The following is a 24,719-nucleotide window of genomic DNA, read 5'->3' as shown; positions in this document are numbered from 1 at the left end:
TATCATGCGCCTCCCTTTTGCCGGATCTGGAACCATGGTCGATACCGCTCAGCTTGCTCCGCATCTGTCCAACGTCGTCAAGGACGCCGCCATTCCCGAGCTGCCCAACCACTACCGGGGCAAGGTGCGCGAGAATTACGACCTTCCCGACGGGCGGCGCGTCATCATCGCCACCGACCGGCTGTCGGCCTTCGACATCATCCTGACCGCCATCCCCTTCAAGGGGCAGGTGCTGACCCAGATCGCCCGCTACTGGTTCGAGGCGACCAAGGACCTCTGCCCGAACCACGTCCTGGAATACCCGGACCCCAACGTGGTGGTCGCCAAGCGGCTGACCATCATGCCGGTGGAGATCGTGGTCCGCGACTATATGGCCGGCACCACCGGCACCTCGCTGTGGACGATGTACAAGAAGGGTCGGCGGGAGATGTACGGCCACGTCTTCCCCGACGGGCTGCGCGAGAACCAGAAGCTGCCCGAGACGATCATCACCCCGACGACCAAGGCGTTCGACGCCGGCCATGACGAGGAGCTGACCGCCGCCCAGATCGTGGAGCGCGGGCTGCTGACCCAGGCCCAGTGGGACGAGGTGACGGCGAAGGCGCTGGCCCTGTTCGCCCGCGGGCGCGAGATCGCGGCGGCGCGCGGCCTGATCCTGGTCGACACCAAGTACGAGTTCGGCTTCGACGAGGCCGGCAACATCATCCTGGCCGACGAGATCCACACGCCGGACAGCAGCCGCTACTGGTTCGCCGCCAGCTATCCGGAGCGGTACGAGGCCGGGCAGCGCCCGGAGAGCTTCGACAAGGACTTCGTGCGGAGCTGGGTGACCCAGCGCTGCGACCCCTACACGGACGCCATCCCGGAAATCCCGGCGGAGGTCGTGCTTGAGGCCGCCCGCATCTACATCGAGGCGTTCGAGACCATCACCGGCCAGACCTTCCAGGTTCCCACGGAAGTCACGCCGGCGGTGGAGCGCATCCGGGCCAATCTGGCGCCCTATTTCGCGAAGCCGTGATGAAGATCGCCATCCTCGACGATTACCAGAACGTCGCGCGCGATCTGGCGGAGTGGCATCGCCTGCCCAACGGCAGCGCGCTGACGGTCTTCGAACGGCCGATCCCGGCGGAGGAGGTGGCGGGCACGCTCGCCCCCTACAGCGTCCTGGTGATCATGCGGGAACGTACGCCGTTCCCCGCGTCGCTGATCGACGCGCTGCCGAACCTGCGGCTTCTCGTCACCACGGGCGGGCGCAACAACGCCATCGACCTTGAGGCCTGCAAGGCCCGCGGCATCACCGTCTGTGGGACCGGCATGGTCGGCACCCCGACGGCGGAACTGACCTGGGGCCTGATCCTGGCGCTGGTCAAGCGCATCCCGCAGGAGGAGCGCGGCCTGCGCGCCGGGCGCTGGCAGGCCGGCCTGACGCAGGGGCTGGCCGGCAAGCGCCTCGGCCTCGTCGGGCTGGGCAAGCTGGGCACCCAGGTGGCGCGGGTCGGCCAGGCCTTCGGGATGGAGGTCGCGGCCTGGAGCCCCAACCTGACCGACGAGCGGGCCGCCGCCGCGGGTGTCGCCCGGCTGGACAAGCGCGACCTGTTCGCCACCTCCGACATCGTCAGCGTCCATCTGGTTCTGGGCGAGCGGACGCGCGGCGTGGTCGAGGCGGACGACATCGACGCGATGAAGCCCTCGGCCTTCTTCGTGAACACGTCGCGCGCCGGTCTGGTGGACGGGGACGCCCTGCTGGCGGCCCTGCACGAGCATCGCATCGCGGGCGCCGGGCTGGACGTCTTCCCCGTGGAGCCGCTGCCGGTGGACAGCCCCTGGCTGGAGGCGCCGAACACGGTGCTGACGCCGCATCTGGGCTATGTCACCCGCGAGAATTACGAGGTCTTCTACCGCGACGCGCTGGACGACATCCTCGCCTGGCACGCCGGCGAGCCGGTGCGGATGCTCGCGTAAGGACGGGACGCCACCGCCCCGCCCTTTCCCCACGACGTGGGGGAGGGCGGGGCGTCCCCCATGGGCGCAAGCCCTTGATAATTTTCAGGCTTCCGTGTCTTTCCCGGATCGGCCCTCCCGGCGGTGCCGTCCCGCCCCGCCCGTCCGCTTTTTCGCTCCCGCAGCACGGATTGTGGGATTACAGCCGCGGCCAAGACGTAGATGGATGGCACCCCCGCCACTTGCGGGGCGCGATTCCATTCCCAAAATGGGTGTGGAGCCTGCGGCAGGGGAGATGGACGGAGTGTGGTGCGAGGCGCGGGCCCTGCCGGGGGCGCGTGTCCGTTGGGTGGGGCGACCTTCGGTCCCGGCGACGATTGGCGCTGTGGACAAGGCGTGCCGAATTTGATTGGAAGTCTGTTGGTTCACGGCCATCCCGGCACGGACCGCGGACGGTCGGGACAGGAGACGGAAGGTTTGCCACCCATGGAGACAGGAATGAACATCTCGGACCTCTTGTCCGCACACAACGTCATTCTCGATGCAGGGCCGGCCAACAAGGAAACCCTGCTCGACCTTCTCGCCACCGAGGCGTCCAGCCGCATCGGAGCCCCCAAGGAGGAGATTCTCAAGGCTCTGCAGGCGCGGGAGCACATCGGCTCCACGGCGCTGGGCAAGGGCGTGGCGCTTCCCCACACGGAACTGCGCGGGACCGAGGACCCGCTGGTGCTGTTCGCGCGGCTCCGCAAACCCATCGATTTCGAGGCCCGCGACGACGAGCCGGTGGACCTGTTCTTCCTCGTCCTCTGGCCGACCGCGACCCGCAAGGGCCTGCTCCCCGTCATGGGCGAGATCTGCAAGGCTCTGCGCGATCCGCAATCCCTGCGCAAGCTGCGTCAGGCGGAGACGCCCGACACGGTGGTGCAGCTCGTCCGGCAGGCGCTCCCCCCCAACGCCGAACGGGAGCTTGACGACGACGATTTCTGACCTGACGACGTCTGGCCGGCGCGGCGAGGGACCCCCATCCTTCCTATATTCGTAAAGCCGACAGTTCTCAGCATTTTGGCCCCTCCGATTGCCCGAGACCCCATTGTCACAGACCATGTCCGACGCCCTGTTGCTCCTGGCCGCCACCGGCCTTCCGTTCGTCGGCGCGATCGTCGCCGGAATGCTGCCGACGCACGCGCGCAACACCGCGGCGTGGCTGGCCGGTGCGATCGCGATCATCGGGCTGGGTCTGGTGTGGGCCGCCTACCCGACGGTGGCGGCGGGCGGGGTGATCCGCCATTCGATGGCCTGGATGCCGTCGCTCGGCCTCGACCTCACGCTGCGGATGGACGGCTTCGCGTGGCTGTTCGCCGGGCTGGTGTTCGGGGTCGGCGCGCTCGTCGTGCTGTACGCGCGCTATTACATGTCGGCGGACGATCCGGTCCCGCGCTTCTTCGCGTTTTTGCTGGCCTTCATGGGGTCGATGACGGGGGTGGTGCTCTCCGGCAACCTGATCCAGATCGCCTTCTTCTGGGAACTGACCAGCCTCTTCTCCTTCCTGCTGATCGGCTACTGGCACCACACGGCGGCGGCGCGCGACGGCGCGCGCATGGCGCTGACCATCACCGCGACGGGCGGATTGTGCCTGTTCGCGGGGGTGCTGCTGCTCGGCCACATCGTCGGCAGCTATAACCTCGACGTCGTTCTGGCCTCGGGCGACAAGATCCGCGAGCACGCGCTCTACCTGCCGACGCTGGTCCTCATCCTGATGGGCGCCCTGACCAAGAGCGCGCAGTTCCCGTTCCATTTCTGGCTGCCCCACGCCATGGCGGCGCCCACCCCCGTCTCGGCCTATCTGCATTCGGCGACGCTGGTGAAGGCCGGCGTCTTCCTGATGGCCCGGCTGTGGCCGGTGCTGGCGGGGACGGAGGCGTGGTTCTGGATCGTCGGCAGCGCCGGTCTGGCCACCCTGCTGATCGGCGCCTATGTGGCGATCTTCCAGAACGACCTGAAAGGACTTCTGGCCTATTCGACCATCAGCCATCTCGGGCTGATCACGCTGCTGCTCGGGCTGAACAGCGAACTCGCCATGGTCGCGGCGATCTTCCACATCCTCAACCACGCCGCCTTCAAGGCGTCGCTGTTCATGGCCGCCGGCATCATCGACCATGAGACGGGGACCCGCGACCTCCGGCGCCTGTCCGGCCTGAACCGCTTCATGCCCTTCACGACGCGGCTGGCGATGGTGGCCGCCGCCGCCATGGCGGGCGTGCCGCTGATGAACGGCTTCATCTCGAAGGAGATGTTCTTCGCCGAGACGCTGACGGCCCAGGCGTCGCTGCCGCTGCTGCTCCACATCCTGCCCTTCGCCGCGATGGTGGCGAGCGCCTTCGCCGTGGCCTATTCGCTGCGCTTCATCCACGGCGCCTTCTTCGGCCCCGACCCGGTCGACCTGCCGCACCTGCCGCACGAGCCGCCGGCCTGGATGCGGCTGCCGGTCGAGATCCTGGCGCTGGCCTGCATCATCATCGGGCTGCTGCCCGCGGCCACCGTGGGGCCATATCTGAACATGGCGGCCCACGCCGCGCTCGGCGCCGCGACGCCGGAATACAGCCTGGCGGTCTGGCACGGCTTCAACACGCCGCTGGTGATGAGCCTGCTCGCCCTGGCGGCCGGCGTGACGCTCTACTTCCTGCTGCAGCCGCTGTTCCGGAACAACATCGAGGGCCCGCCCTTCATCAGCCGGTTGGAAGGCCGCCGCATGTTCGAGCGGAGCATGGTCTTCCTGTCCTGGCGCCTCGCCCGGACGCTGGAAGGCCTGCTGGGCACCCGGCGCCTGCAGCCCCAGCTCCGTCTGGTCGTCTGCGTCGCCATCCTGGCCGCGGGCTGGGCGGTCTACCGGCGCGGGCTCGGTCCGGGCAATCTGGTGCCGCAGGGCATCGACCCCGTGCTTGCCCTGATCTGGGCGATCGGCGCGGCCTGCGCGCTCGGGGCCGCGTGGCAGGCCAAGTTCCACCGCCTCGCCGCGCTGATCCTGCTCGGCGGCACCGGTCTGGTCACCTGCGTCACCTTCGTCTGGTTCTCCGCCCCCGACCTCGCGCTGACCCAGCTGCTGGTCGAGATCGTCACCACCATCCTGCTGCTGCTTGGCCTGCGCTGGCTGCCCAAGCGGCTTCCCGGCACGGGCACGTCGGAAGTGATGCGGACGGGCCGCCGCCTGCGCGACCTCGCCATCGCCATCACCGCCGGGCTCGGCATGGCCGGGCTGGCCTTCGGCGTGATGACCCGCTTCCCGCCGGAAATCCTGGCGCAGCATTTCCTGGAGCGCGCCTACACCGAGGGCGGCGGCACCAACGTCGTCAACGTGATCCTGGTCGACTTCCGCGGATTCGACACGCTGGGCGAGATCGCCGTGCTGGGCGTGGTGGCGCTGACCGCCTACGCGCTGCTGCGCCGCTTCCGCCCGGCCCCCGACAGCGTGGACGTGCCGGAACAGCAGCGCGACCAGAGCGCCTATGACATCGCCCGGCCCGAGCGGCGGGAGGGCGACACGGTGGCCGACTGGCTGCTGGTTCCGTCGGTGATCGCGCGTCTGCTGTTCCCGGTGGTCGGCATGGTCGCGCTGTTCCTGCTGCTGCGCGGCCACGACCTGCCCGGCGGCGGCTTCGCCGCGGGGCTGATGGGCTCGATCGCGATGATCCTGCAATACATGCTGGGCGGCACGCAGTGGGTGGAGGCTCGGCTGCGCGTTCTGCCGCTGCGCTGGATGGGCCTCGGGCTTCTGCTGGCCGCCGGCACGGGCCTGGGTGCCCTGCTGTTCGGGCGGCCCTTCCTGACCACCTATTTCGCCTACGCGGACCTGCCGCTCATCGGCGAGATTCCGACGGCCAGCGCGCTGCTGTTCGACATCGGCGTGTTCGCGCTGGTCATCGGCGCCACCATGCTGACCCTGATCGCGCTGGCCCGCCAGTCGGTCCGCGGCCATCGCGCCGCGGCGCCGCGCGCACCGGCGGCGAGCGCGCCGCCTGCGTCCGCTCCGATCGCGACCACTGCCCCGACCGGCGCCCCGACCGCCGCAACCGGAGACGACTGATGGAACTTATCCTCGCCCTTGGGATCGGGGTGCTGACGGGCTCCGGCGTCTGGCTGCTGCTGCGTCCCCGCACCTTCCAGGTCATCATCGGCCTGTCGCTGCTCTCCTACGCCGTCAACCTTTTCATCTTCTCGACCGGCGGCCTGCGCACGGGGGCGGCCCCGGTGCTGGAGCGCGGCATGGCCGGCAGCCTCGCCACCCACGCCGACCCGGTGCCGCAGGCCCTGGTCCTCACGGCCATCGTCATCAGCTTCGCGACGACGGCGCTGTTCCTCGTCCTGCTCCTCGCCGCGCGAGGCCTGACGGGAACCGACCATGTGGACGGTAAGGAGAAGTCCCGGTGAACGGGTGGCCAATGAGCGCTTGGATGAATCATCTGGTGATCGCGCCGATCATCATCCCGCTGCTGGTCGGCGCGCTGCTGATGCTGATCGACGAGCGGCGGCGGGCGCTGAAGGCCACGCTCGGCGTGGCGTCGGCGTCGGCGCTGCTGGCGCTGGCGGTGCTGCTGCTCTATCTGACGGACCACACCGCCACCGGGGCGGACGCCACCGTGCGCGTCTACCGGCTGGGCGACTGGCCGTCGCTGTTCGGCATCGTCCTGGTGCTCGACCGGCTGTCGGCGATGATGCTGGTGCTGACCGGCATCCTGGGGCTGTCCGCCCTGGTCTTCGCGCTGGCGCGCTGGCAGAAGGCGGGGGCGCATTTCCATTCGCTGTTCCAGTTCCAGCTGATGGGGCTGAACGGCGCCTTCCTGACCGGCGACCTGTTCAACCTCTTCGTCTTCTTCGAGATCATGCTGGCCGCCTCCTACGGGCTGGCGCTGCACGGCTCCGGCCTCGCCCGCGTCCGCGCCGGGCTGCATTACATCGCCATCAATCTGGCGGCGTCCCTGCTCTTCCTGATCGGGGTGAGCATGATCTATGGCGTGTCCGGCACGCTGAACATGGCCGAGCTGGCCGTGCGCATCGCCGGGGTCGCGCCGGAGGACCGTGGGCTGCTGGAGGCCGGGGCGGCGATCCTCGGCGTCGCCTTCCTGATCAAGGCGGGCATGTGGCCGCTAGGCTTCTGGCTGCCGAACACCTACACAACGGTCGGTGCGCCGTCCGCGGCGATCATCTCGATCCTCAGCAAGGTCGGCATCTACGCCATCATCCGGATCTGGCTGCTGGTCTTCGGCGACAGCGCCGGCACCTCGGCGGGGTTCGGCGGGCACTGGCTGCTGATCGGCGGGGTCCTGACCATTGCCTTCGGCTCCATCGCGGTGCTGGCGACGCAGAATCTGGCGCGGCTGGCCGGGGGCAGCGTGCTGGTGTCGTCCGGCACGCTGCTGGCCGCTGTCGGCGCCGGGCAGGTGGCGGTGACCGGGGGCGCGCTGTTCTACATGACCAGCTCCGTCCTGGCGATCGCCGGCCTGTTCCTGTTGATCGAGCTGGTCGAGCGCGGCCGCATGGTCGGCGCCGACGTGCTGGCCGTGACGCGCGAGGCCTTCGGCGAGGGCGAGGACGAGGAGTCGGACGACGACGACGCCATCGGCGTGTCGATCCCAGCGATCATGGCGATCCTCGGCATCGCCTTCATGGCCTGCGCGCTGCTGCTCGCAGGATTGCCGCCGCTGTCCGGCTTCCTCGCCAAGTTCGCCATCCTGGCGCCGATGCTGGCGCAGGGGGCGGAGGGGCTGCCCTTCACCACCTGGGCGCTGATGGCGGCGCTGATCCTGTCCGGTCTGGCGACGGTGGTCGCGATGAGCCGCACCGGCATCGACGTCTTCTGGGCGTCGCCCGCCGGTGATCTGCCGCGCGTGCGGCTCGTGGAACTCGGTCCGGTGATGATGCTCCTGGCGCTCTGCGTGGCGCTGACCGTCCAGGCCGGTCCGGTGATGCGCTACATGGAGGACACCGCCCGCTCGCTTCACGGGCCGGAACGCTATGTCCAGGGGGTGATGACCACCGCCGCGCCGGGGACCGGCAAGGGGGTCGCGCCATGAAGCGCTGGTGGCCGTACCCGCTGCTGACCGCCGCGCTTGTGGCGATGTGGCTGCTGCTGACCGAGAGCGTGGCGCTGGGCTCCATCCTGATGGGGGGCATCCTGGCGACCGTCGCGGTCTGGGGATTTGCGGCGCTCGACCCGCCGGGCGGACGGCTGAAGCGGCCGCGCGCCGTCTTCGCGCTGGCCGCGCTGGTGATGGCCGACATCGCCCGCTCCAACCTCGCGGTCGTCAAGATCATCCTCAACCCGCGGAAGACGGAGCGGGTGTCCGGCTTCCTCCACATCCCGCTCGACATGCGCGCGCCCTACGGTCTGGCGACGCTGGCCTGCATCATCACGGCGACGCCGGGGACGATCTGGGTGGAGTACAATTCCGCGAACAACACCATCCTTCTCCACATCCTCGATCTGGTCGATGAGAGCACCTGGATCGACACCATCAAGGGACGGTACGAGAAGCGCCTGATGGAGATCTTCGAATGACCGCCACGCTGCTGCTCTGGTCGATCTTCCTGGCGCAGATCCTGCTGGTTGCCGCCATGGCCTGCGCGACCATCCGCGTGCTGCGCGGTCCGCGGGCGCAGGACCGGGTGCTCGGGCTCGACACGCTGTACGTCAACGCCACAATGCTGCTGCTGACCTTCGGCATCCGCACCGGCAGCACGCTCTATTTCGAAGCCGCGCTGATCATCGCGCTGCTCGGCTTCGTCGCGACGGCGGCGCTGGCGAAGTTCCTCATGCGCGGAGAGGTGATCGAATGACGCATCTGGCCGACCTGCCGGTCTGGGCGGCGATCCCGGTGGCGCTGCTCCTCCTGCTCGGCGCTTCGCTGGCGCTGATCGGGTCCATCGGGTTCGTGCGGCTGCGCAGCTTCTACGAGCGCGTCCACGCCCCGACGCTGGGGACCACCATGGGCATCGGCTCCGTGCTGCTGGCCTCGATGCTGTGCTTCACCGTGCTGCAGTCGCGGCTGGTTCTGCACGAGATCCTGATCGCCGTCTTCATGGTGGTGACCACGCCGATCACGCTGATGCTGCTCGCCCGCGCCGCCCTCTACCGCGACCGCAGCGAGGGCAGCGACGACGTGCCGGCGGCGCCTCCGGTCCAGACCGCCGCGCCGCCGGCCCCGGACGCCGCTCCGCCGGTGTAGACTTTCCTTCAGTACGTCAGGTCGCTTCGACCTGGGCGAACATGCCGGAGTCGTCGGTGAAGCTCTTGAACTCCAGCCCGTTGCCCGAGGGGTCGAGGATGAAGAAGGTCCCCTGCTCCGACGGCTTGCCGGGGTAGCGGATCTGCGGCTCCAAGAGGAAGGTCGCGCCGGCGGCCTCCAGCCGTTCCCTCAGCGCGTCCCAGACCGGGCGCGGCAGCACCGCCCCGAAATGATGCAGCGGCACCGCCTTGCCGTCGACCATGCTGGTCTCGGTCGAGCGCGGCTCGGACGAGCGGTGGGCGGAAATCTGGTTGCCGAAGAAGTCGAAATCGATCCACCGCTCGGTGGAGCGCCCTTCGCGGCAGCCCAGGACATTGACGTAGAAACGGCGGGTTTCCTCGATGTCCCGGATGGGAAAGGCGAGATGAAACGCGAACACCGGCGCACCCTTCTGACGTTGGTTCGGACGGCCAGGGTAGACCGCGCTCCGTGGTGCCAACAAACGATTTAAGCGAAGGTCGATGGCGCGAAAACGCTGCGGCCCCTGGAGCTTTCCAAAGGCCGCAGCGGTCAGCGTGATCAGAACGCCAGACGAGTGTCGAGCATCACGATGTGCGCGCGGTCCTTCAGGTCGCCGCCGTCGGGACGGGCCGCCTGCAGGGCGGACTGCACGTAGTCGTACTCCAGCCCGGCGGTGAAGCCGGGGGCGACGGTCCAGGTGACGCCGCCCTGCCAGATGTCCGCCTTGCTCGGCGTGGACATGGTCGCGCTGTCGTTGCCCAGCGCCCGCAGGTAGTTGGCGGCAAACAGCAGCGGTCCGGCGGTGTACTGCGCGCCGAAGATCCAATTCTGCTGCGCCCGCGTCTGGGCGAGGCCCTCGGCATAGCCGCTGTCGCCGCTGTAGGCGTAGCTGGCGCCGACCTTCACCGGCCCGTAGCCGACGTTGGCACCGACATGGACGGAGTTCAGGTCCTCGAAGGACTGGCTGACGACGCCGTCGGTCTGGCGCACCGCCTTGCCGGTCGCGTAGAAGGCGCTGCCCTCGATGCTGAAGTCGCCGACCGCGGTCTGGAAGGCGCCGCCGGCCTCGACCACGTCGCGGAAGGACAGCAGGTCGCCCAGCGCGTCGGTCGTGCGGCGGTTGACCGAGGTGTTGGAGTCGCCGCTGCGCGGCATGTAGGACACCGCCGCCGACAGGCCGCCGAAGCTCGGCGTGATGTAGACCAGCTTGGTGCCGGTGTCGTAGGCGATCAGCGTGCGCAGGCTGGTGGCAGCCAGCGGTAGGGCGCCGAAGGTCGAGGAGCCGTTGAGGAACAGGATGCCGTTGCTGTCCGGGCTGCCGGCCACGCCCTCGACGTTCGGGCCGATCATCCCGTATTCGTCCGACAGGCCGTTGATGACGCCGGCCTGGATCGTGCCGAAGGCGCCGTTGGCGAAGAGGAAGGCGCGGTCGTTCTCGATGTTGCGGGTCGAGACGGTCGGATCGCCGTTGCCCGCCACGATGCGCAGCCGCGCGCCGTAGGTCAGGCCGTTGTCGGCGGTGGCCGTCGGGGTGACGACCAGACGGTAGCGGTTGGCGAACTCGCGCGGGCGCAGGCCCTCGTCCTGCTGCTGGCGGATGTAGGCGCCCTGGAAATAGGCGTCGCCGCCGAGGATCAGGTCGAAGCTCGGCTCGGCCAGGGCCGGGGCCGACGTCAGGGCGGCGAAGGCGGTGCCGGCGAGAGCGGCGGCGCGAAGGGACAAGGTGTTCATGGGCGTCGTCATTCCAGGGTCGAGGCTTGCGGGAGCGATGTTTTAAAATCCCCTCTCCCCTCCGGGGAGAGGGTTAGGGTGAGGGGGTTGCGCGTGTCGGACCGTTCGGCACAAGCACAACCCCCTCACCGGCCCTTCGGGCCACCCTCTCCCCAGAGGGGAGAGGGTTGGTACAGAACCAGCGGCGGCCGAAGGCGGTGAGGTTGTCGTCCTGCAGCCGGGCGAGGCAGAGGATCTCCACGCTGTCGGCCCAGCGCGGGTTGATGCGGCTGAACTGGGCGACGGCCGGGCTGTCCAGCTTGGCCTCGCTGATGGCGCGGGCCTCCTCGGTCAGGCCGTAGCCCTGCCACTGCCAGTCCACGGTGCCGGTGCCGGCGTCGTAGTAATGGGCGAAGCACTCCCGCCCGATGTGGTCGCGGAACGCCCGGTCGAGGTCGTTGGGAGGCTGGTCCGGATGCGGCGTGTGGCGGACGAACAGCATCGGCATGTAGCGGTAGGAGCGGTAGCCGACCGCGCTGTAGCTCCAGTACCACAGCCGTCCCGAACGGTCGGCGCGGGCGCGGGCGACCATTTCGGCAACCATCGAGCGCACAAGTTCGTTCGACCCCCAGAAGCGGCGCTCCAGGATGCAATGGGCGGTGTGGAAGGCGCCAACGGCGGTGCCGTCGATTTCCACCGCCTGCCGGTAGACGGTGGCGAAGCCGACCAGCTCCCCGGTCCCGGCGTCCTCCTGGAGCACGCAATGGTCGAGGTCTTCCAGCTCCTCGTTGAAATAGTCCTCGCCGTAGCCTTCGAACCAGACGCTGAGCAGGGCGAACATCGCCGCCCGGCGCTCCGGCGTCAGAGCCGCCGGCTCGACGAAGCTGGTCCGCAGGGGAGGACGCGCCGCGGGCGTGGTCATCCCTCTGCTCCGGCCCCGGCCCCGGCCCCGGTCAGATAGAGCGCCGCCCCGGCCTCGCGCACGTCGGCGCAGATGTCCTCATAGTTGCAGGTGATCTCCTCCCCGGCGGCGATGTCGCGGCGGGCGACGAAGCGCCGCCAGTCGCCGGGATCGGCCCGCCCGATGGACGGACCGTCGGCGTGGTTGAGGAACCGGGCGTCGTCCCCCGGCAGAAGGACGCCGACCCCCTCGATCACGCAGCCGTGGAAGTCGATCAGCCGGGCGACCTGCGGAAACTCCGCCAGCACGGCGTCGTCGGGCTCCAGCAGGCGGTCGATGCGGGCGTCGAACGCCCACACCGGCGTGCCGGCGGCGACCGCCTCCTCGGCGAAGAGCCCCAGCCCGTGAATCGGGCTGGAGGCGAGGCGGGTGGCGATGAGGAGCGGCATGGCGTCCTTCTCCGGCGATGGGGCTCAGGCGGCGGCGGTGGCCGGCGACCCGGCCGGGGCCAGCGATTCGTCGAACTCGAAGCTGGCGGCGTCGTCGACGAACTGCTCGGCGATGGTCGTGCCGGGGTTGGTCAGGCAGACGCCGATGTAGTCGGCGAAGCGCGGCGGCGGGGTGAAGCCCTCGGCGAGCAGGCGGCTGTTGTCGAAGGCGATGTCCTGCGCGGTGAAGCGGTGGTACTTGCGCCCGCCCGCCATCATCGTCCGGTGCAGGATGTCGCGCTGCGGGAAGGCCAGGCGGAAGGCCCGGTCGAAGGGCTTCCAGCCTTCCGGACCCTTCGGGTCGAAGAAGCTGTAGGGGCGGGTGCCCTCATGGCCGTGCGCGGCGAAGGCGGCCTGGAAGTCGCTCCAGGTCGTCCGGCTGCCGAGGCCGGCGGAGAGGTGGTAGAGATTGTGCTTCAGCTCGGGCTTGCGCAGCAGGTCGTGCAGCCGTGCCGAGGCCCAGTCCACCGGAACGATGTCGATGAAGCCGTCCGGCGAGCAGGGCAGGACGCCGGTGCGGTCGACCAGCCGGAAGAACCAGAAGATGCTGGCGCTCGGGCGCACGCCCATCGCGGTGTGGCCGACGACGATGGACGGGCGGCAGACGACGATCGGCAGGTCGGGGAAGCCGGCGGCCAGGGCGCGCTCCGCCGCCGCCTTGCTGCGGGTGTATTCGACGATGTGCGGCGTGTCGTGGCCGGGGGCCGGGGCCTCCTCGACCATCTCCAGCCACGGCGTCTCGCCGCAGCAGAAGGCGGTTCCGATGTGCAGGAAGCGCTGAAGGTGCTTCATGCGACGGGCGCGGGCGGCCAGCGCCAGCGTGCCGTCGACGTTGATCTGCCAGACCGAATGCCGGCTGTCGAAGGAGGTGTCGGCGGCGACGTGGACGATGTGGGTCACCGCGTCCAGCCGCGGGTCGGCGCTGGTCGCCAGCGACTGCAGGTCGCCCGGAATGATCTGGCAGAGATCGGCGTAGGCCTGGGCCGTGGCGCGGTCGACGCAGCGCATCAGGTTGGTGGCGAGACGGGCGCGGCAGGCGGCCTCGTCGGCGCCGCGGATCAGCAGCAGGCAGTCCGCCGCGGTCCCGTTCTTGACGGCGTCGAGGTAGAAGGAACCACCGAGAAAGCCGGTGCCGCCGGTGAGAAGGATCATGGTGTGCCTCGGTCTCGCGTCTGGGGGAGGGGAGGGTTCGGTCGGTGGCTCCGATCCGCTGGCCCCGATCCGCTGGTCTGGATCAGGCGGGCAGCAGGTCGGGGGCCGGAAGGGCAGGGGTGTCGAGCCGGCGGATACCGCCCTGCTCCACCTGGATCTGCACGTCGGCGGCGTCGAAATACGCGTCGTCGTGGGTCACGGCGATCACGGTGATGCCGCGGGCCTTCATCCAGGGAATGATCTCGCGGTAGAATTTCCGCCGGAAATAGGGGGACTGGTCGGCGGCCCATTCGTCGAGCACCAGCACGGGCTTGCGCTCCAGCAGGGCGGCGGCCAGCGCGAGGCGCTTCTTCTGCCCCTGCGACAGGTCCACCGTCGTGAAGGCGCGGTCCTCGACCGCCACCTTGTCGGACATCTCCAGCAGGTCGAGCAGCTCGTCGGCGAAGCCGTCCTCCAGCGACACCGCGCCGTAGAGCTGGCGGGTGACGTGGTTGTCGGAGAAGACGACGGAGAACAGGTCGCGGTAGGAGCCCAGCGTGTCTGCCGTCACCACCGCGCCGTCCACCGTCAGGCTGCCGCGCTGCGCCGGGTAGAGGCCGAGCAGCATGTGGATCAGCGTGCTTTTGCCGGCGCCGTTGTGGCCGGTGACGAAGACGACGTCGCCGCGCTCCACCGACAGGTCGATGGGACCGACGGTGAAGGAGCCGGTGCCGTCGCGCCCGGGGTGGCGGTAGGACGCTCCGTCGAGCGCGATGGTGGCGAAGTCGGCGAAGCCGGTCGGCGGCGCGTCCTTGGCCCGGCGCTGCGCAGGACGCGGCGGCGCCTTCAGCTCCGCCTCCACCGCCAGATAGGAGCGGGCGGCGGTCTCGGCGCTGATGTAGGAGGGGTAGGAGGCGACGATGGTGATGACCGGGTAGGCGATGAAGGCGGCGGCGTGGCCGGCCAGCACGACGGTCGTGATGTCGGTGCTGGACACCGCCGGCAGCAGGAAGATGATCCCGGCCAGCGCCGCGTAGTAGGTCAGCTCGCTCAGCGTGAAGTAGTGGCTGTACTCGGCGCCGAAGCGGTGGCGCTCGGTCCGCAGCGCCTCGGCACAGGCGGTGGCGTCGGACAGCGCGTTGGCGGCGCGGCGGCGGTTCAGCTTGCACTCGCGCAGGGTCTGCAGGATGTGGTCCGACCGCTCCGACAGCGCGCCCTCGGCCTCGTGGATCGTCTCCGACAGCCGCTCCAGCCGCAGGACCGAGCGGGTGATCAGGACGCCGCCGACCGTCAGGAAGGCCAGCACGATCAGCACCGCGGCGTTCGACAGGGTGGCGAGGTAGAGCAGGCAGAGGAGGATCGCCGCGACCGACTGGAAGCTGATGACCAGCGTCGGCACCGCCTGGGCGAGAAGCTGCAGCTCCGGCCCGGCGACCTGGGCGAGGCGGGTGGACCCGACCGCCATGGCGTCGGGCAGGTCGGCGGCCACCGCGCGGCGCAGCAGGTCGACGCGCAGGATCGCCAGCGCCGCCTGCATCCGCTTGGACGCCGCGCTCATCATCCAGCCCTGCGCGAACCGCCAGGAGAAGGCGGACAGCAGGAAGATGAACAGCAGACGCTGCAACCCCTCCGGATCGTCCATGATGACCAGCGCGCTGTTGAGCGAGGTCAGCAGGGCGAGGTTGAGGGCCGCCGCCAGCACCGCCAGCAGCATCAGCGGCTGCATGTTGCGCAGGGCGTCGCGTCTCAGGATGCGCCAGAGATCCATCGCCGGCTCACTTGGACTGGATGAGGTCGAGCAGGCGGGACGGCGACATGTTCGACAGGATGGGGGCCGCGGCGGCCTTTCCGTCCTTGGCCGGTCCGCTGGCGGCCCCCGCGGCACCACCCGCCGCCTGGGGCTTGACGCCGGGGACCGGCGCCGTCGGCGCGTGGCCCGCCGCGGACGCCGCCGGTTCGCCCTCGCCGCTCAGCGAGGGGAGCTGCGCGGCGGGCGGCACCGGCAGGCCGCTCGGCATGGTGACCGTCGCGGCCCCCGCGTGCGGCGCGCCCGGGGCGGGGGCGCCCGGCATCGGGAGGGTGGCGCCCTGGCCCGAGGCGGCGTCGAGGATCAGCGGCAGCCCGCCGCTGGCGGCGTTGCCGATGACGACGATCTTGGCGTTGGGCGAATGGGCCAGTTCCAGCGTCGCCTCGATGCCGCGCCAGCGCAGGTAGTTCTCGGTCAGGTTGGCCTGGACCGTTTCCTGGAAGGCGCGGATGCCCTGGCCTTCGAGCTGCTTGCGCTGGCTCTCGAACAGCTCGCGCTGCAGGCGGAACTGGTATTCCTGAGCGGCCTGGTCCTGCTGGATCTTGCGCTCGATCGACACCATGATCGCTTCGGGCAAGGAGACGTTGCGGATCAGGATGTCCTGGATCAGCAGGTAGCCGGTCTTGGTCCGCCCGTCGGGCTTCGGCGTGTCCTCGGCCCCGATGATCTGGGCGTACATCACGCGGTCGGCGACCTGCTCGAAGGTCTCGGTCTGAACGCGCAGGCGGCGATGGGCGTAAAGCTCGTCGGCCTTGAAGCGCGACACGATTTCGCGCGAGACCGACCCGACCTCCGGCACCAGCAGCACTTCCAGGTAGTTCGGCCCGACGTTCTTGTGCAGGGCGGCCAGCATCTCCGCGTAGGGGCGGTAGCGCACCGTGATCTCGATGCTGACGTTCAGGCCGTCGTTGGCGATCGCCGAGTAGGACCGGGTGTCCTCCTGCAGGCGCAGGTCGTAGACCTCGATCTTGTCCCAGGGGAAGATGACGTGCACGCCCTCGGCCAGGGCCGGGCCCATCTGGGTGCCCTGGTGGAAGCGCTTCCACAGCACACCGCCGTGGCCGGCGGGGATGAAGACGACGATCGACGGCGCGAAGTAGAGGAAGATCAGGATACCGACCAGCAGCGTGCACAGCAGCGACCGGCGGTGCTCGTCGTACCAGTTGCCGAGCAACGCGCGCAGGCGCGACTTCGGCTGCGGCGTCGCGTCGGCGTCGTCGTAGGTGAAGGCCTGGTCAGCCATGTCACGCGGTCTCCTGGAGCAAAGCCGTGGCGGGGCGGGACGCGGCCTTGTCGGCCGGCGTGTCCGTCTGCCCGTTCGTCATGTGGCCGTTGGTCATGTGAATGGTCACGTCGCAGACCGACGCGGCGTTGCCGTCGTGCGACACGAAGATCACGGTGCGGCCGAGCGCCCGCAGCTTGCCGATGATCTCGTTGGTGAAGCGGGTGCGGAACTCGGCGTCCTGGTCGGACGTCCATTCGTCGAGGATGATGATCGGACGCCCCTCCGCGACCGCGACGGCCAGGGCGACGCGGCGCCGCTGGCCCTTGGAGAGGTCACGGTTCAGCAGGCCGTCGCCGGTCTCCGGAACCAGATGGTCGATCTTCAGATAGGCCAGCATCTCGCGGAACAGCTCCGCGTCGAAGGTCGGCCCCTGCGGCAGGCGGGTGAACAGGTGGTGGTCCTGGAACACCGCGCAGAACAGGTCGCGGTAGGACTCCAGCCGGTCGCCCTCCACTTCCTGCCCGTCGAGCAGCACCTGACCCTCGTCCGGGCGGAACAGCAGCGGGATGACGCGCAGCAGGGTGGACTTGCCCGACCCGTTGGCGCCGACGATGCCGACGACGCTGCCCGCCGGGATGGTCATGTCGATGGGACCGATCACGAAGGGCTCTGGCCGCAGCCCGGCGCGGTAGGCGAAGCGCACGCCGCGCAGCTCGATGGCGGAGAAGCGGCGCGGCGCGCGGGCCAGCTTCGACGGCGCGTATTCCGCCGCCGGCATGGCGGCGAGCAGGGTGGTGAGCTGGTTCGCCGCATCCTCCGCCGCGATGTAGTCGGGCACGGCGTTGAGGAACTTCGACAGCGGCCGGGCGAGGAACAGGATGACCGAGGTCACCAGCGGAAGCTCCGCCGCCGACAGCGCGCCCATGCGCGGGAAGATGAAGACGAAGACCGCGGAGAAGCCGATGACGATGGTGGCGATCCAGGAGAACAGCTCGCCCAGATTGCGCCCGTGGCGCCGCTTCAGGTCCTCCCATTGGGCGACGTCCGCCTCGACCGCCTGGGCCAGCTCGTCGCGCCGCGCCTTGCCCAGCTTGATCTCGGCGTTGCCGCCGACGATCTCGGAGAAGCCCTGGAGCATCCGCACCTCGGACTCCTTGGCCTGGCCCAGCAGGGCGCGGGTCCGCTGCGCCTCGCGCACGTACCAGCCGCCGATCATCGCGCCGGCCACCAGAAGCAGCGTGGCGCCCACCGTGGTCAGCGTCCACAGGTAGAGGTAGGCCACGACCGCCACCAGCATCATGTTGGCGGCGATCGACAGGTTGGGCAGCAGCGCCGCGATGCGCTCCAGATGGTGGTTGCCGAGGTCGAAGGAGCGCCGCGCCTGCATGTCGAGGATGTCGGCGTGGTTGCCCAGCGTGACGGTCTGCAGGAAGCGCCGCCGCACCCCGGCCAGCGCGCTGAAGCCGGTGGTCAGCACCAGCCCGACGAAGCGTTTGCTGAAGGCGTAGGAGACCAGCAGCGACAGGCAGAAGATCAGGAAGGGCGTGTCCAGCACCTCGCCGCGCATCCAGCCGTTCAGCTCGGCGCTGAGGCTCATCAGGCTGATGAGGTTGGCGGTGGCGGCGACGCAGCCGGTCACCACCAGCCGGGTCAGGATCTCACGGTCGGCCAGCCCGATCAGGGGCAGCAGGGCCGAGACGGGCCGGCTGGGGGCGACACGCTTGGTTGTCTTGCTCTTGCTCATCGCTCCGCCTCACTCCGCCAGCCAGGAGTCGAGGATGCGGGTGATCGTGCCGTTGTCGCGCAGCTTGACGAAGGCGGCCTGCAACCGCTCGGCCTTCTCCTTGCGCGCCTTGGGCATGGCGATGTAGCGGGGGATCAGGCCCAGCGGCTTGGGCAGGACGCGCACGTCCTTCAGGCGCCCGTCCTGCTTGGCCATGTGGTTCAGCACATGCAGGTCGCCGACGATCACGTCCACCCGGCCCAGGATCAGGCGGCGGAAGTTGACCACGTTGCTGCTCGACGGGACCTTTTCCAGATAGGTCGCGGCGTCGAAGTCCGGCGCGTAGGCGAAGCCGTCGACCACGCCGATGCGGTAGGGGGTCAGATCCTCCAGCCGCTCGAAGGCGATGGGGGAGTCCTTGCGCACCATGAAGACGGTCGTGCCGGTGCGGAACGGGCCGATCATGTTGTACTGCGCGAAACGGGCGGGCGAGGCGATGAACTGGAACCCGACGTCGGCGGTGTTCTCGTCCATCGACCGGACGACCTCGGTCCAGGACAGCGGCCGGTGGACCGGGGTGATGTTCAGCTCCTTCAGCAGGGCGACGACGATCTCGGTGTCGATCCCCGTGCGGGTGCCGTTGAAGGAGTAGTTGTAGGGCGGGAAATGGTCTTCCGACGCGATGGTCCAGTATTCGGCGCGCGCCGGAAGGGTCGCGGCGAGCAGCGCCAGCAGGACCGGCAGCAGGAGCCGCAGGGCCGGGCGGAGGATGGACGCCGTCGCCGCCGTCATGCCTTCGCCCGCTTCTTGCTGCGGGTGGTCAGCAGGATCATCACGAGAAGGGCGCCGGGCGGGGTCAGAACCACCGCCAGGAAGGCGTAGAGCAGGAAGCCGCCGCGGCGGCCGATCCCCAGAAACCCGACCAGCAGGCAGAGACCGATGTAGATCAGCTCGAACACGGCGATGCTTCCTTCTTTGCCCGGCGCCCCGGCGTCGTGCCCTTAAAGCGAACTTCCGTTCGCTTTAGACTCTTATCGCCTCATTCGCCGGCTCTCAGCGGATGCCGATGGCATCCGCCTGCCGCCAGCGGGAACTCTGTTCCCGCGAGAGGCGGGCTCCGGTCGCATGTGCGACCGGGACCGCCGTCGCGGTCCAAAGCGGATTACAATCCGCTTTAGCCGGCCTTCTGGACCGGCTGCTCTTCCATCTGCGGCGCCGCGGCGGGGGCCTCGCCGGCCTCGCTCTTGGCGGCGTCGTTGCGGGCGGCCTCGAACTCCTTGCGGAAATGCTCGCGCATCGCCTCGACGTCGAAGTCCAGCAGCGTGCCGCCGGTCTCGAAGTGCTGCGCGAACACGCGGCCGAGCGCCTGGGTGGCGGCCAGCGACAGGGCCGGCATGACGGCGACGCCCAGGGCGGTGCCGATGAACGGAACGGCCTTCACGGCGGAGCCGAGCACGCTGGAGCTGAGCGCGCCGGGCATGACGCCGCCCATCAGCGCGCCGATGATCGCGCGGGTGCGCTCCTGCGCGAACTCGATCTCATAGAGCTTGGCGAGCTTATGGATCAGGTTGAGCTGGGCCACGCTGACCGCGGCGACGTCTGCGCCGGGAACGGGGATGAGTCCGAAGGCGCCCGAGGCGTAGCTGTGATACTTGATCAGTTCCTGGGCGCGCTTCTTGCGGTCTACCATGATCCGAAACCTTTCGAGGGACAGGTGAGGTTGATTCCAGGTGGAAACGATAAGCTCAGACACACGTTTTGAGACGTTATGCGTCGCAAATTTGGCATTCCGAAAGAAACAAAGCATCGCCAATCAACCGCTGCCTAAGCGATTGGTAAAAGAATGCCCCTATTGTTGCTGGTAAATTAGACAGTGATTCTTGGGACTGCCGTTGAGAAGAGAATGACTGCCCAACGATCCAATATGTCCCAACGACTTGATACATTTTCAGTGCTTAACAACGCATTAAATGCCTATGACCGCCGTCGGAGTTTTTGTTGGAAGCTGCGTCATCTTTCTACGAATTGTAACAAAGTTCATCATCAGCTTTTCTTTGTATAACAGCGTCGACTACCTTTGCGGGAAGCGCGACGGCAGATCGAGGGCGCGCGCCGGAAGCTCGTTGCGCCCGCCCGTGCTGACCGCCGCCCCCAGCACCAGGACGGTGTCGCGCACCGGCTGTCCCTCGATGGTCTGCGTGGGCAGGGCGACGCGCAGCAGCAGGCCGTCCCGCGACGACGACGGGGCGTGGCCTTTCAGCAGGCGCAGCAGCGCCCACGGCCCACGCTCGGCCAGGGTGATGGTGTCGCCGGTCGCCGCGGCGGTTCCGCCCGCCGGCGCACCTTTCGGACGGAGGGGCGACCCGGCGGCCCAGCGGGCGGTCAGCAGGACGGGCTGGCCCGGCGTCCAGGCGAGAGTCCCGCCATTGGCCGTCGCCCCCACCGCGCTGGCGCCGGAACGCACCGACCAGTCGATGATGTGCTCCGCCCCGACCTCCTGCGCGCGGTTGGCGCCGTAGGTGAGACGGACGCTGACGGGGGCCGGGCGCGCGATGGCCTCCAGCAGGGGACGGGCGGCCTCCATCCGTTCCAGGAAGGCGGCGACCTCGGGGGTCGCGGTCCGCATCACCGCCACCCGGTGCTCGTCGAGCTGGCGGTAGAAGCGGCGGACGTCCTGCGGGTCAGCGTCGGACGCGCCGCGCGCTTGCTCGGGGTCGACGAAGGGGAAGCGCCCGGCGAGGGTCTGTGCGAAGGCGGTGGACAGCTTCGACAGGGCGACGTCGCTGTCCGGAACCGGGGTTTCCACCGGCATTCTGGGCGGGACCGGCAGATGCGCGACGACGGCGGGCTCCTCCACGACGGCGGGCGGCGCAGCCACGGGTTCCGGCGACGGGCGCACCGGAGGCGGGGGAGGCGGGGCCGCCGCGACCGGCTTGGCCGGTTCCGCTTCGGGCGCAATGGGCTTTGGTTCGGTAGGCTTGGATGCAGCGGGCTTGGCTTGTTCAGGTTCAGGCTCCGGCTTCGGCTCGGCCGGCTTGGCGGCTTCGGCGGGGGGAGCGTCGGGAGCCGGCGCGGGCAGGGCGGCGGCCAGGGCGTCCGGCAGCGCGGTCACCGCCGGGTTGAGAACCAGCGCTCCGCCGTCAGCCACCGCGAACAGGGCGCCGGTCTGCGGCGCGTCCAGCGCCAGGACGGCGGCGCGGGCGCCGGTCGCGGCGGTGGACAGGGCCTCGGTGATGCGGTCGGTGGTGTCGCGCCCCGGCAAATCGGCGATGGCGGCCTTCTGGAGCGCCACCCGGATCGCGTCGGGCAGGCCGCGCGCGGGCTCCTGCAAGGCGCCGGCGATGGGCCAGGAAACGGCTTCGGCGACGGCCCCGGTCAGGCGGCGGACGTCGTCGACATCCTCGGCGGTCGGCGTCTCCGGCAGGCCGCGCAGCCGCTCGGCCAGGGCCTCGGCGCGCTGGCGGAGCGGGTTGCGGCCGTACAGCTCCTCGGCCAGCGGGGCGGCGAGCTGCACCGATTCCGCGCGCACCGCCGCGGCGATGGTCCGGGCGTCGAGGTTGGGCAGGTCGGCGCCCGCCGCGATGCGGGTGATGTAGCCGTCCGTCGCCGTCATCGGCGACCGGGGGACGGCGCCGTAGACGCTCTCGGCCAGCGCGTTCAGCTCGTCGAAGCCGCTGTTGCGGCGGAAGCGGTCGTAGCGCTCCAGCGCGTCGCGCCGCCCGCCGATGCGGTCGAGCTGCTCGGCGAGCCGGCGGAAGGCGGGCAGGTCCTCAACCTTCTGCGGGTTGGCGACCGGCGGCAGGTCGGTCATGGTGGCGCTGGGCAGCAGGGCGTCGCGGATCGGCCGCAGCACCGAGCGGCGCAGCGTGACGGAGGCGAGGCGCTTCTTGTCCTCGTCGAAGGTGCTGAACAGCGAGGTCGGCAGCAGCGGCGTGGCGAGGGAACTGCGCTCCATCACCGCCGTGGCGGCGATCACCCGACCGGCCAGAGCCCCGTCGGTGAAGGCGTCGCGCGCCAGCAGCGCCCGGCGCAGGTCGGCGGTGGCGGCGGCGACCGGCGGGCTGCCGGCGGACACGCTGGACACGCCCTGCCACGCGGCGACCGACAGTCCGGCGACCGAGGCGGCGAGCGCGGCCTGGGCCATCCGGCGGCGCTTGTGGGCCTGCTGGTAGGCGGCGTCGGACGGCCGCCCGTAGCCAGCCTCGGCGAAGGCCCGGCCCGGCAGCAGGTTGCGGGCGAAGACCGGACGGCGCCCGCCGGTGACCGGGGCGTAGGCGCCGGTCAGGGCGATGCCGCGCAGCGGGAAGGGCTCCGCCTGGTCGTCGCCGCCCAGGGCGCCACCCAGGGCGCTGTCGAGGAACAGCGCCAGCGGATGGCGCAGCGTGTCCAGGGACGCCGGCAGCAGCGGCAGGCGCACCCCGGCGGTGCCGGCGGCGAAGGCGTCGGCCTCCAGCACGGCGATGTCGGCGGCGATGGCCTCGAACGCCTCGTCGATGCGGCGCGGCTCGAAGGGCTTGGCCCAGTCCTGCGGGTTGGTCCATCCCAGCACGCCGTCCAGAAGGGCGGAGGGCATGGCGGCGCAGAGATCGGTGAAGCCGTCCAGCGCCTCGGCGCGGACCACGACCACATGCACCGGGCCGACCACGCCGAGATCGTCGCGCAGGGTCCGCAGACGCTCCCGCAAGGCGGCGCCCCGCTTGGCCAGCGCGTCACGTGGACCGGGGCGCTCGGCGGCGGCGCGCAGCTCGTCGGCGCCGACCATCAGCAGGACACCGTCCAGCGGGCGGCGCATCGGCCGCTTGCGCATTGCAGCGACCAGCGCCGGCCAGGACGCCCCCAGCCGGGAGCCGTCGGCGGAGTCGGCGCCGGCGTGCAGGATCGCGGCACCTTCGCAGAACCACCAGCAGCCGTTCTCGCCGTTGCCGTCCTCGGGCCAGCGGACATGGGTCGGGTCGGTGGCGAGCAGGGCTGGGCCGCCGACGCCGAAGGCGAGGAACCACGGAATGTCGCCGCGGCGCAGGGGGCCGCGCATCTGCCGCGTCAGGATGTCCAGCCCCTCGCCATAGACGCGGACGTTGGGCGGCGTGTTGGCGGCGGCCTTCTTCGGCGGTGGCGCCTCGGCGCGGACGCGCAGCGGCGCCGGCGGGGCGGCCCGGCGCGCGGGGGCCTTCTTTTGGGCGGTGCCCTTGGCAACGGGCTTGCGCCACCAGCTTCGCAGCTTCGGACAGACCATCCGGCCGAGGCGGTAGAAGATGTAGAGCGGCAGCGCCAGCAGCGCGTAGGGCGCCAGCGTGACGGCGAAGGACAGCAGATAGAAGATTGCGGAGCCGATGGTGGAGAGCACCAGCTCCAGCGTGAGCATCAGTAGGACCATGACAGCCCCATATCCTCGACCGCGGCGCGGGCGCCGCTCAGATCGCGTTGGATGCCGCCGACGGCGCCGGCCCACAGCAGATGTGAGATTACGAGGAACAGCACGGCGGTCCCGCCGACCGCCCACCACCAGCGCCGTCCGGACGGTGCGAGATAGCCGGGCACGGCGCCTTCCGGCGGTTCGCAGGCGCGCGGGCTGGGATGGTTGGCCGCGGCGCGCTCGCCGACGACGATGCGGTGCAGGGCGGGGCGCCGGGCGGTCGCCTGGGCGTCGTCGGGAAAGCCCAGCGCCAGCGCCGCGAGATAGACGGCGGCCAGCCCGCGGTCGGCCTTGGCGCCCTGGCGGATCAGGTCGTCGGCCTGGACGAACAGGGTTTGCAGCGTGGCGTTCGCGCCGAACAGGCGGCTGGAGACCACGGCGTCGGCGGGCCGCGTCTGGGCCAGCGCGCGGTCGGCCAGCATGGCCATGGCGAAGACCGCCTTGACGACGGTGCCATGCGCGCCCGGCCCCTGGGAGACGGCGGCGCCGCTCATTCCATGGAGCGTAGCGGTCAGGCGGTCGGCCACCGTTCCCGCCGGCGCCTGCGCGTCGGCGCAGCCGACGAGCAGGTCCTCCTGGAAGGCGCGGAACAGGGCCAGCGTGCCGGCGGGCTTGGCCCCCGTGGGCGCCATCTTCGGCGCCGCAGCGGGGTGGGCCTGGGCGAGTTGGGCGGTCACGGCGTTCCCTCCGTCAGCGGAGCCACGGTGAAGGTGTCCCGTCCCAGCCGCACATCCAGGGCGCCGGCGCCGTCCAGCGCCTGCCGATGGGTGCCGGGTGCGCCGTACAGCGCGTAGACGAGGGTTTGGATCGGGGGTGTGGCGAAGGGGGGCAGGCTGTGCAGGAGCACGCTCTGGCCCGGCACCATCTCCCAGGAGGCGATGGCGATGCGGTTGCCGGCCTCGGCGCTCAGCGCCTCGCGGTCGCGGAACCAGCCCGCGGCGTCGAGCCCGGCCAGCCGTCCGGCCAGCGCCGGGTCGGCCACCCGCACCACGTCGACCGCGACCGGGCGGCGCCCGTTGGCGTCGGGGTCGGCGACGATGCTCAGCACCGGCGCGTCGGCGCGCCCCGCATTAGGCGCGGGCGCACCGGCGGCGCAGCCGGCGAGCGTCAGAGCGAGGATGATCGCGAGTCGCTTCATG

Annotated in this window: 23 protein-coding genes; 9 read left to right on the top strand and 14 right to left on the bottom strand. The window is 70.1% G+C overall.

Going from position 1 to position 24,719, the window contains the following annotated elements; all coding sequences use genetic code 11:
• The first annotated feature begins 34 nt into the window (after nt 1–34).
• The 9 genes from ABAZ39_RS21025 to mnhG all read left to right on the top strand — a co-directional run bounded on the left by ABAZ39_RS21025 (nt 35) and on the right by mnhG (nt 9,161).
• Nucleotides 35–1,018, top strand: coding sequence for a phosphoribosylaminoimidazolesuccinocarboxamide synthase (locus ABAZ39_RS21025; RefSeq protein ID WP_040134684.1), 984 nt, complete (start codon nt 35–37; stop codon nt 1,016–1,018).
• A complete protein-coding gene (locus tag ABAZ39_RS21020; protein WP_040134682.1) occupies nt 1,018–1,962 on the top strand; it encodes a D-2-hydroxyacid dehydrogenase family protein in 945 nt (314 codons plus the stop codon). The genes ABAZ39_RS21025 and ABAZ39_RS21020 overlap by 1 nt, the downstream gene beginning before the upstream one ends.
• A gap of 477 nt (nt 1,963–2,439) precedes the next feature.
• Nucleotides 2,440–2,928 carry a PTS sugar transporter subunit IIA gene (locus tag ABAZ39_RS21015; RefSeq protein ID WP_040134680.1) on the top strand — a complete coding sequence of 163 codons (489 nt, stop codon included), beginning with the start codon at nt 2,440–2,442 and terminating at the stop codon, nt 2,926–2,928.
• 115 nt (nt 2,929–3,043) lie between these two features.
• A complete protein-coding gene (locus ABAZ39_RS21010; protein WP_051658316.1) occupies nt 3,044–6,022 on the top strand; it encodes a monovalent cation/H+ antiporter subunit A in 2,979 nt (992 codons plus the stop codon).
• Complete coding sequence (locus ABAZ39_RS21005) at nt 6,022–6,366, top strand: Na+/H+ antiporter subunit C (protein ID WP_014197933.1); 345 nt, start codon at nt 6,022–6,024, stop codon at nt 6,364–6,366. Before ABAZ39_RS21010 ends, ABAZ39_RS21005 begins: the two co-directional genes overlap by 1 nt.
• A 23-nt stretch (nt 6,367–6,389) precedes the next feature.
• A complete protein-coding gene (locus ABAZ39_RS21000; protein WP_081863188.1) occupies nt 6,390–8,009 on the top strand; it encodes a monovalent cation/H+ antiporter subunit D in 1,620 nt (539 codons plus the stop codon).
• Nucleotides 8,006–8,494, top strand: a complete 489-nt coding sequence (locus ABAZ39_RS20995) for a Na+/H+ antiporter subunit E (protein ID WP_040134676.1) — start codon at nt 8,006–8,008, stop codon at nt 8,492–8,494. The genes ABAZ39_RS21000 and ABAZ39_RS20995 overlap by 4 nt, the downstream gene beginning before the upstream one ends.
• A complete protein-coding gene (locus ABAZ39_RS20990) occupies nt 8,491–8,772 on the top strand; it encodes a K+/H+ antiporter subunit F (protein WP_014197930.1) in 282 nt (93 codons plus the stop codon). Before ABAZ39_RS20995 ends, ABAZ39_RS20990 begins: the two co-directional genes overlap by 4 nt.
• Nucleotides 8,769–9,161, top strand: coding sequence for a monovalent cation/H(+) antiporter subunit G (gene mnhG, locus ABAZ39_RS20985; RefSeq protein WP_040134674.1), 393 nt, complete (start codon nt 8,769–8,771; stop codon nt 9,159–9,161). The genes ABAZ39_RS20990 and mnhG overlap by 4 nt, the downstream gene beginning before the upstream one ends.
• 16 nt (nt 9,162–9,177) lie before the next feature.
• On the opposite strand, the gene ABAZ39_RS20980 is transcribed toward mnhG, so the two are convergent.
• The 14 genes from ABAZ39_RS20980 to ABAZ39_RS33230 form a co-directional block, all read right to left on the bottom strand.
• Entirely contained in the window at nt 9,178–9,600 is a 423-nt protein-coding gene (locus tag ABAZ39_RS20980; RefSeq protein WP_040134672.1) for a VOC family protein, read from the bottom strand.
• A 140-nt stretch (nt 9,601–9,740) separates the two neighbouring features.
• Nucleotides 9,741–10,913 carry a porin gene (locus ABAZ39_RS20975; protein ID WP_040134669.1) on the bottom strand — a complete coding sequence of 391 codons (1,173 nt, stop codon included), beginning with the start codon at nt 10,911–10,913 and terminating at the stop codon, nt 9,741–9,743.
• A 73-nt stretch (nt 10,914–10,986) separates the two neighbouring features.
• A complete protein-coding gene (locus ABAZ39_RS20970) occupies nt 10,987–11,814 on the bottom strand; it encodes a hypothetical protein (RefSeq protein ID WP_040134667.1) in 828 nt (275 codons plus the stop codon).
• On the bottom strand, nt 11,811–12,242 hold the full coding sequence (locus ABAZ39_RS20965) for an SET domain-containing protein (protein ID WP_051658315.1): 432 nt from the start codon (nt 12,240–12,242) through the stop codon (nt 11,811–11,813). The genes ABAZ39_RS20970 and ABAZ39_RS20965 overlap by 4 nt, the downstream gene beginning before the upstream one ends.
• A 24-nt stretch (nt 12,243–12,266) precedes the next feature.
• Entirely contained in the window at nt 12,267–13,433 is a 1,167-nt protein-coding gene (locus ABAZ39_RS20960; protein WP_051658314.1) for an SDR family oxidoreductase, read from the bottom strand.
• Between the two features lie 82 nt (nt 13,434–13,515).
• The gene (locus ABAZ39_RS20955) at nt 13,516–15,180 is read right to left on the bottom strand and encodes an ATP-binding cassette domain-containing protein (RefSeq protein ID WP_040134666.1); all 1,665 of its coding nucleotides are present in this window, start codon (nt 15,178–15,180) and stop codon (nt 13,516–13,518) included.
• 7 nt (nt 15,181–15,187) lie between these two features.
• On the bottom strand, nt 15,188–16,462 hold the full coding sequence (locus tag ABAZ39_RS20950; protein WP_051658313.1) for a prohibitin family protein: 1,275 nt from the start codon (nt 16,460–16,462) through the stop codon (nt 15,188–15,190).
• 1 nt (nt 16,463) lies between these two features.
• Complete coding sequence (locus tag ABAZ39_RS20945) at nt 16,464–18,188, bottom strand: ATP-binding cassette domain-containing protein (protein ID WP_040134664.1); 1,725 nt, start codon at nt 18,186–18,188, stop codon at nt 16,464–16,466.
• 9 nt (nt 18,189–18,197) lie between these two features.
• Nucleotides 18,198–18,959, bottom strand: coding sequence for a substrate-binding periplasmic protein (locus tag ABAZ39_RS20940; protein WP_040134662.1), 762 nt, complete (start codon nt 18,957–18,959; stop codon nt 18,198–18,200).
• Nucleotides 18,956–19,126: a hypothetical protein gene (locus ABAZ39_RS36585; protein ID WP_172428501.1), complete on the bottom strand. Its 171-nt coding sequence runs from the start codon at nt 19,124–19,126 to the stop codon at nt 18,956–18,958. The genes ABAZ39_RS20940 and ABAZ39_RS36585 overlap by 4 nt, the downstream gene beginning before the upstream one ends.
• A 215-nt stretch (nt 19,127–19,341) precedes the next feature.
• Entirely contained in the window at nt 19,342–19,857 is a 516-nt protein-coding gene (locus ABAZ39_RS20935; RefSeq protein ID WP_051658312.1) for a YcjF family protein, read from the bottom strand.
• A gap of 381 nt (nt 19,858–20,238) precedes the next feature.
• Nucleotides 20,239–23,541 carry a type VI secretion protein IcmF/TssM N-terminal domain-containing protein gene (locus ABAZ39_RS20930; RefSeq protein WP_247881671.1) on the bottom strand — a complete coding sequence of 1,101 codons (3,303 nt, stop codon included), beginning with the start codon at nt 23,539–23,541 and terminating at the stop codon, nt 20,239–20,241.
• Nucleotides 23,529–24,257, bottom strand: a complete 729-nt coding sequence (locus tag ABAZ39_RS20925; protein ID WP_040134658.1) for a hypothetical protein — start codon at nt 24,255–24,257, stop codon at nt 23,529–23,531. Before ABAZ39_RS20925 ends, ABAZ39_RS20930 begins: the two co-directional genes overlap by 13 nt.
• Entirely contained in the window at nt 24,254–24,718 is a 465-nt protein-coding gene (locus ABAZ39_RS33230; protein ID WP_051658311.1) for a hypothetical protein, read from the bottom strand. Before ABAZ39_RS33230 ends, ABAZ39_RS20925 begins: the two co-directional genes overlap by 4 nt.
• Between the last annotated feature and the right edge of the window lies 1 nt (nt 24,719).

The sequence above is a fragment of the Azospirillum argentinense genome (genome assembly GCF_000632475.1).
In the GTDB taxonomy this organism is placed as follows: Bacteria; Pseudomonadota; Alphaproteobacteria; order Azospirillales; family Azospirillaceae; genus Azospirillum; species Azospirillum baldaniorum.
This window is presented reverse-complemented; position numbering and strand designations above follow the sequence as displayed.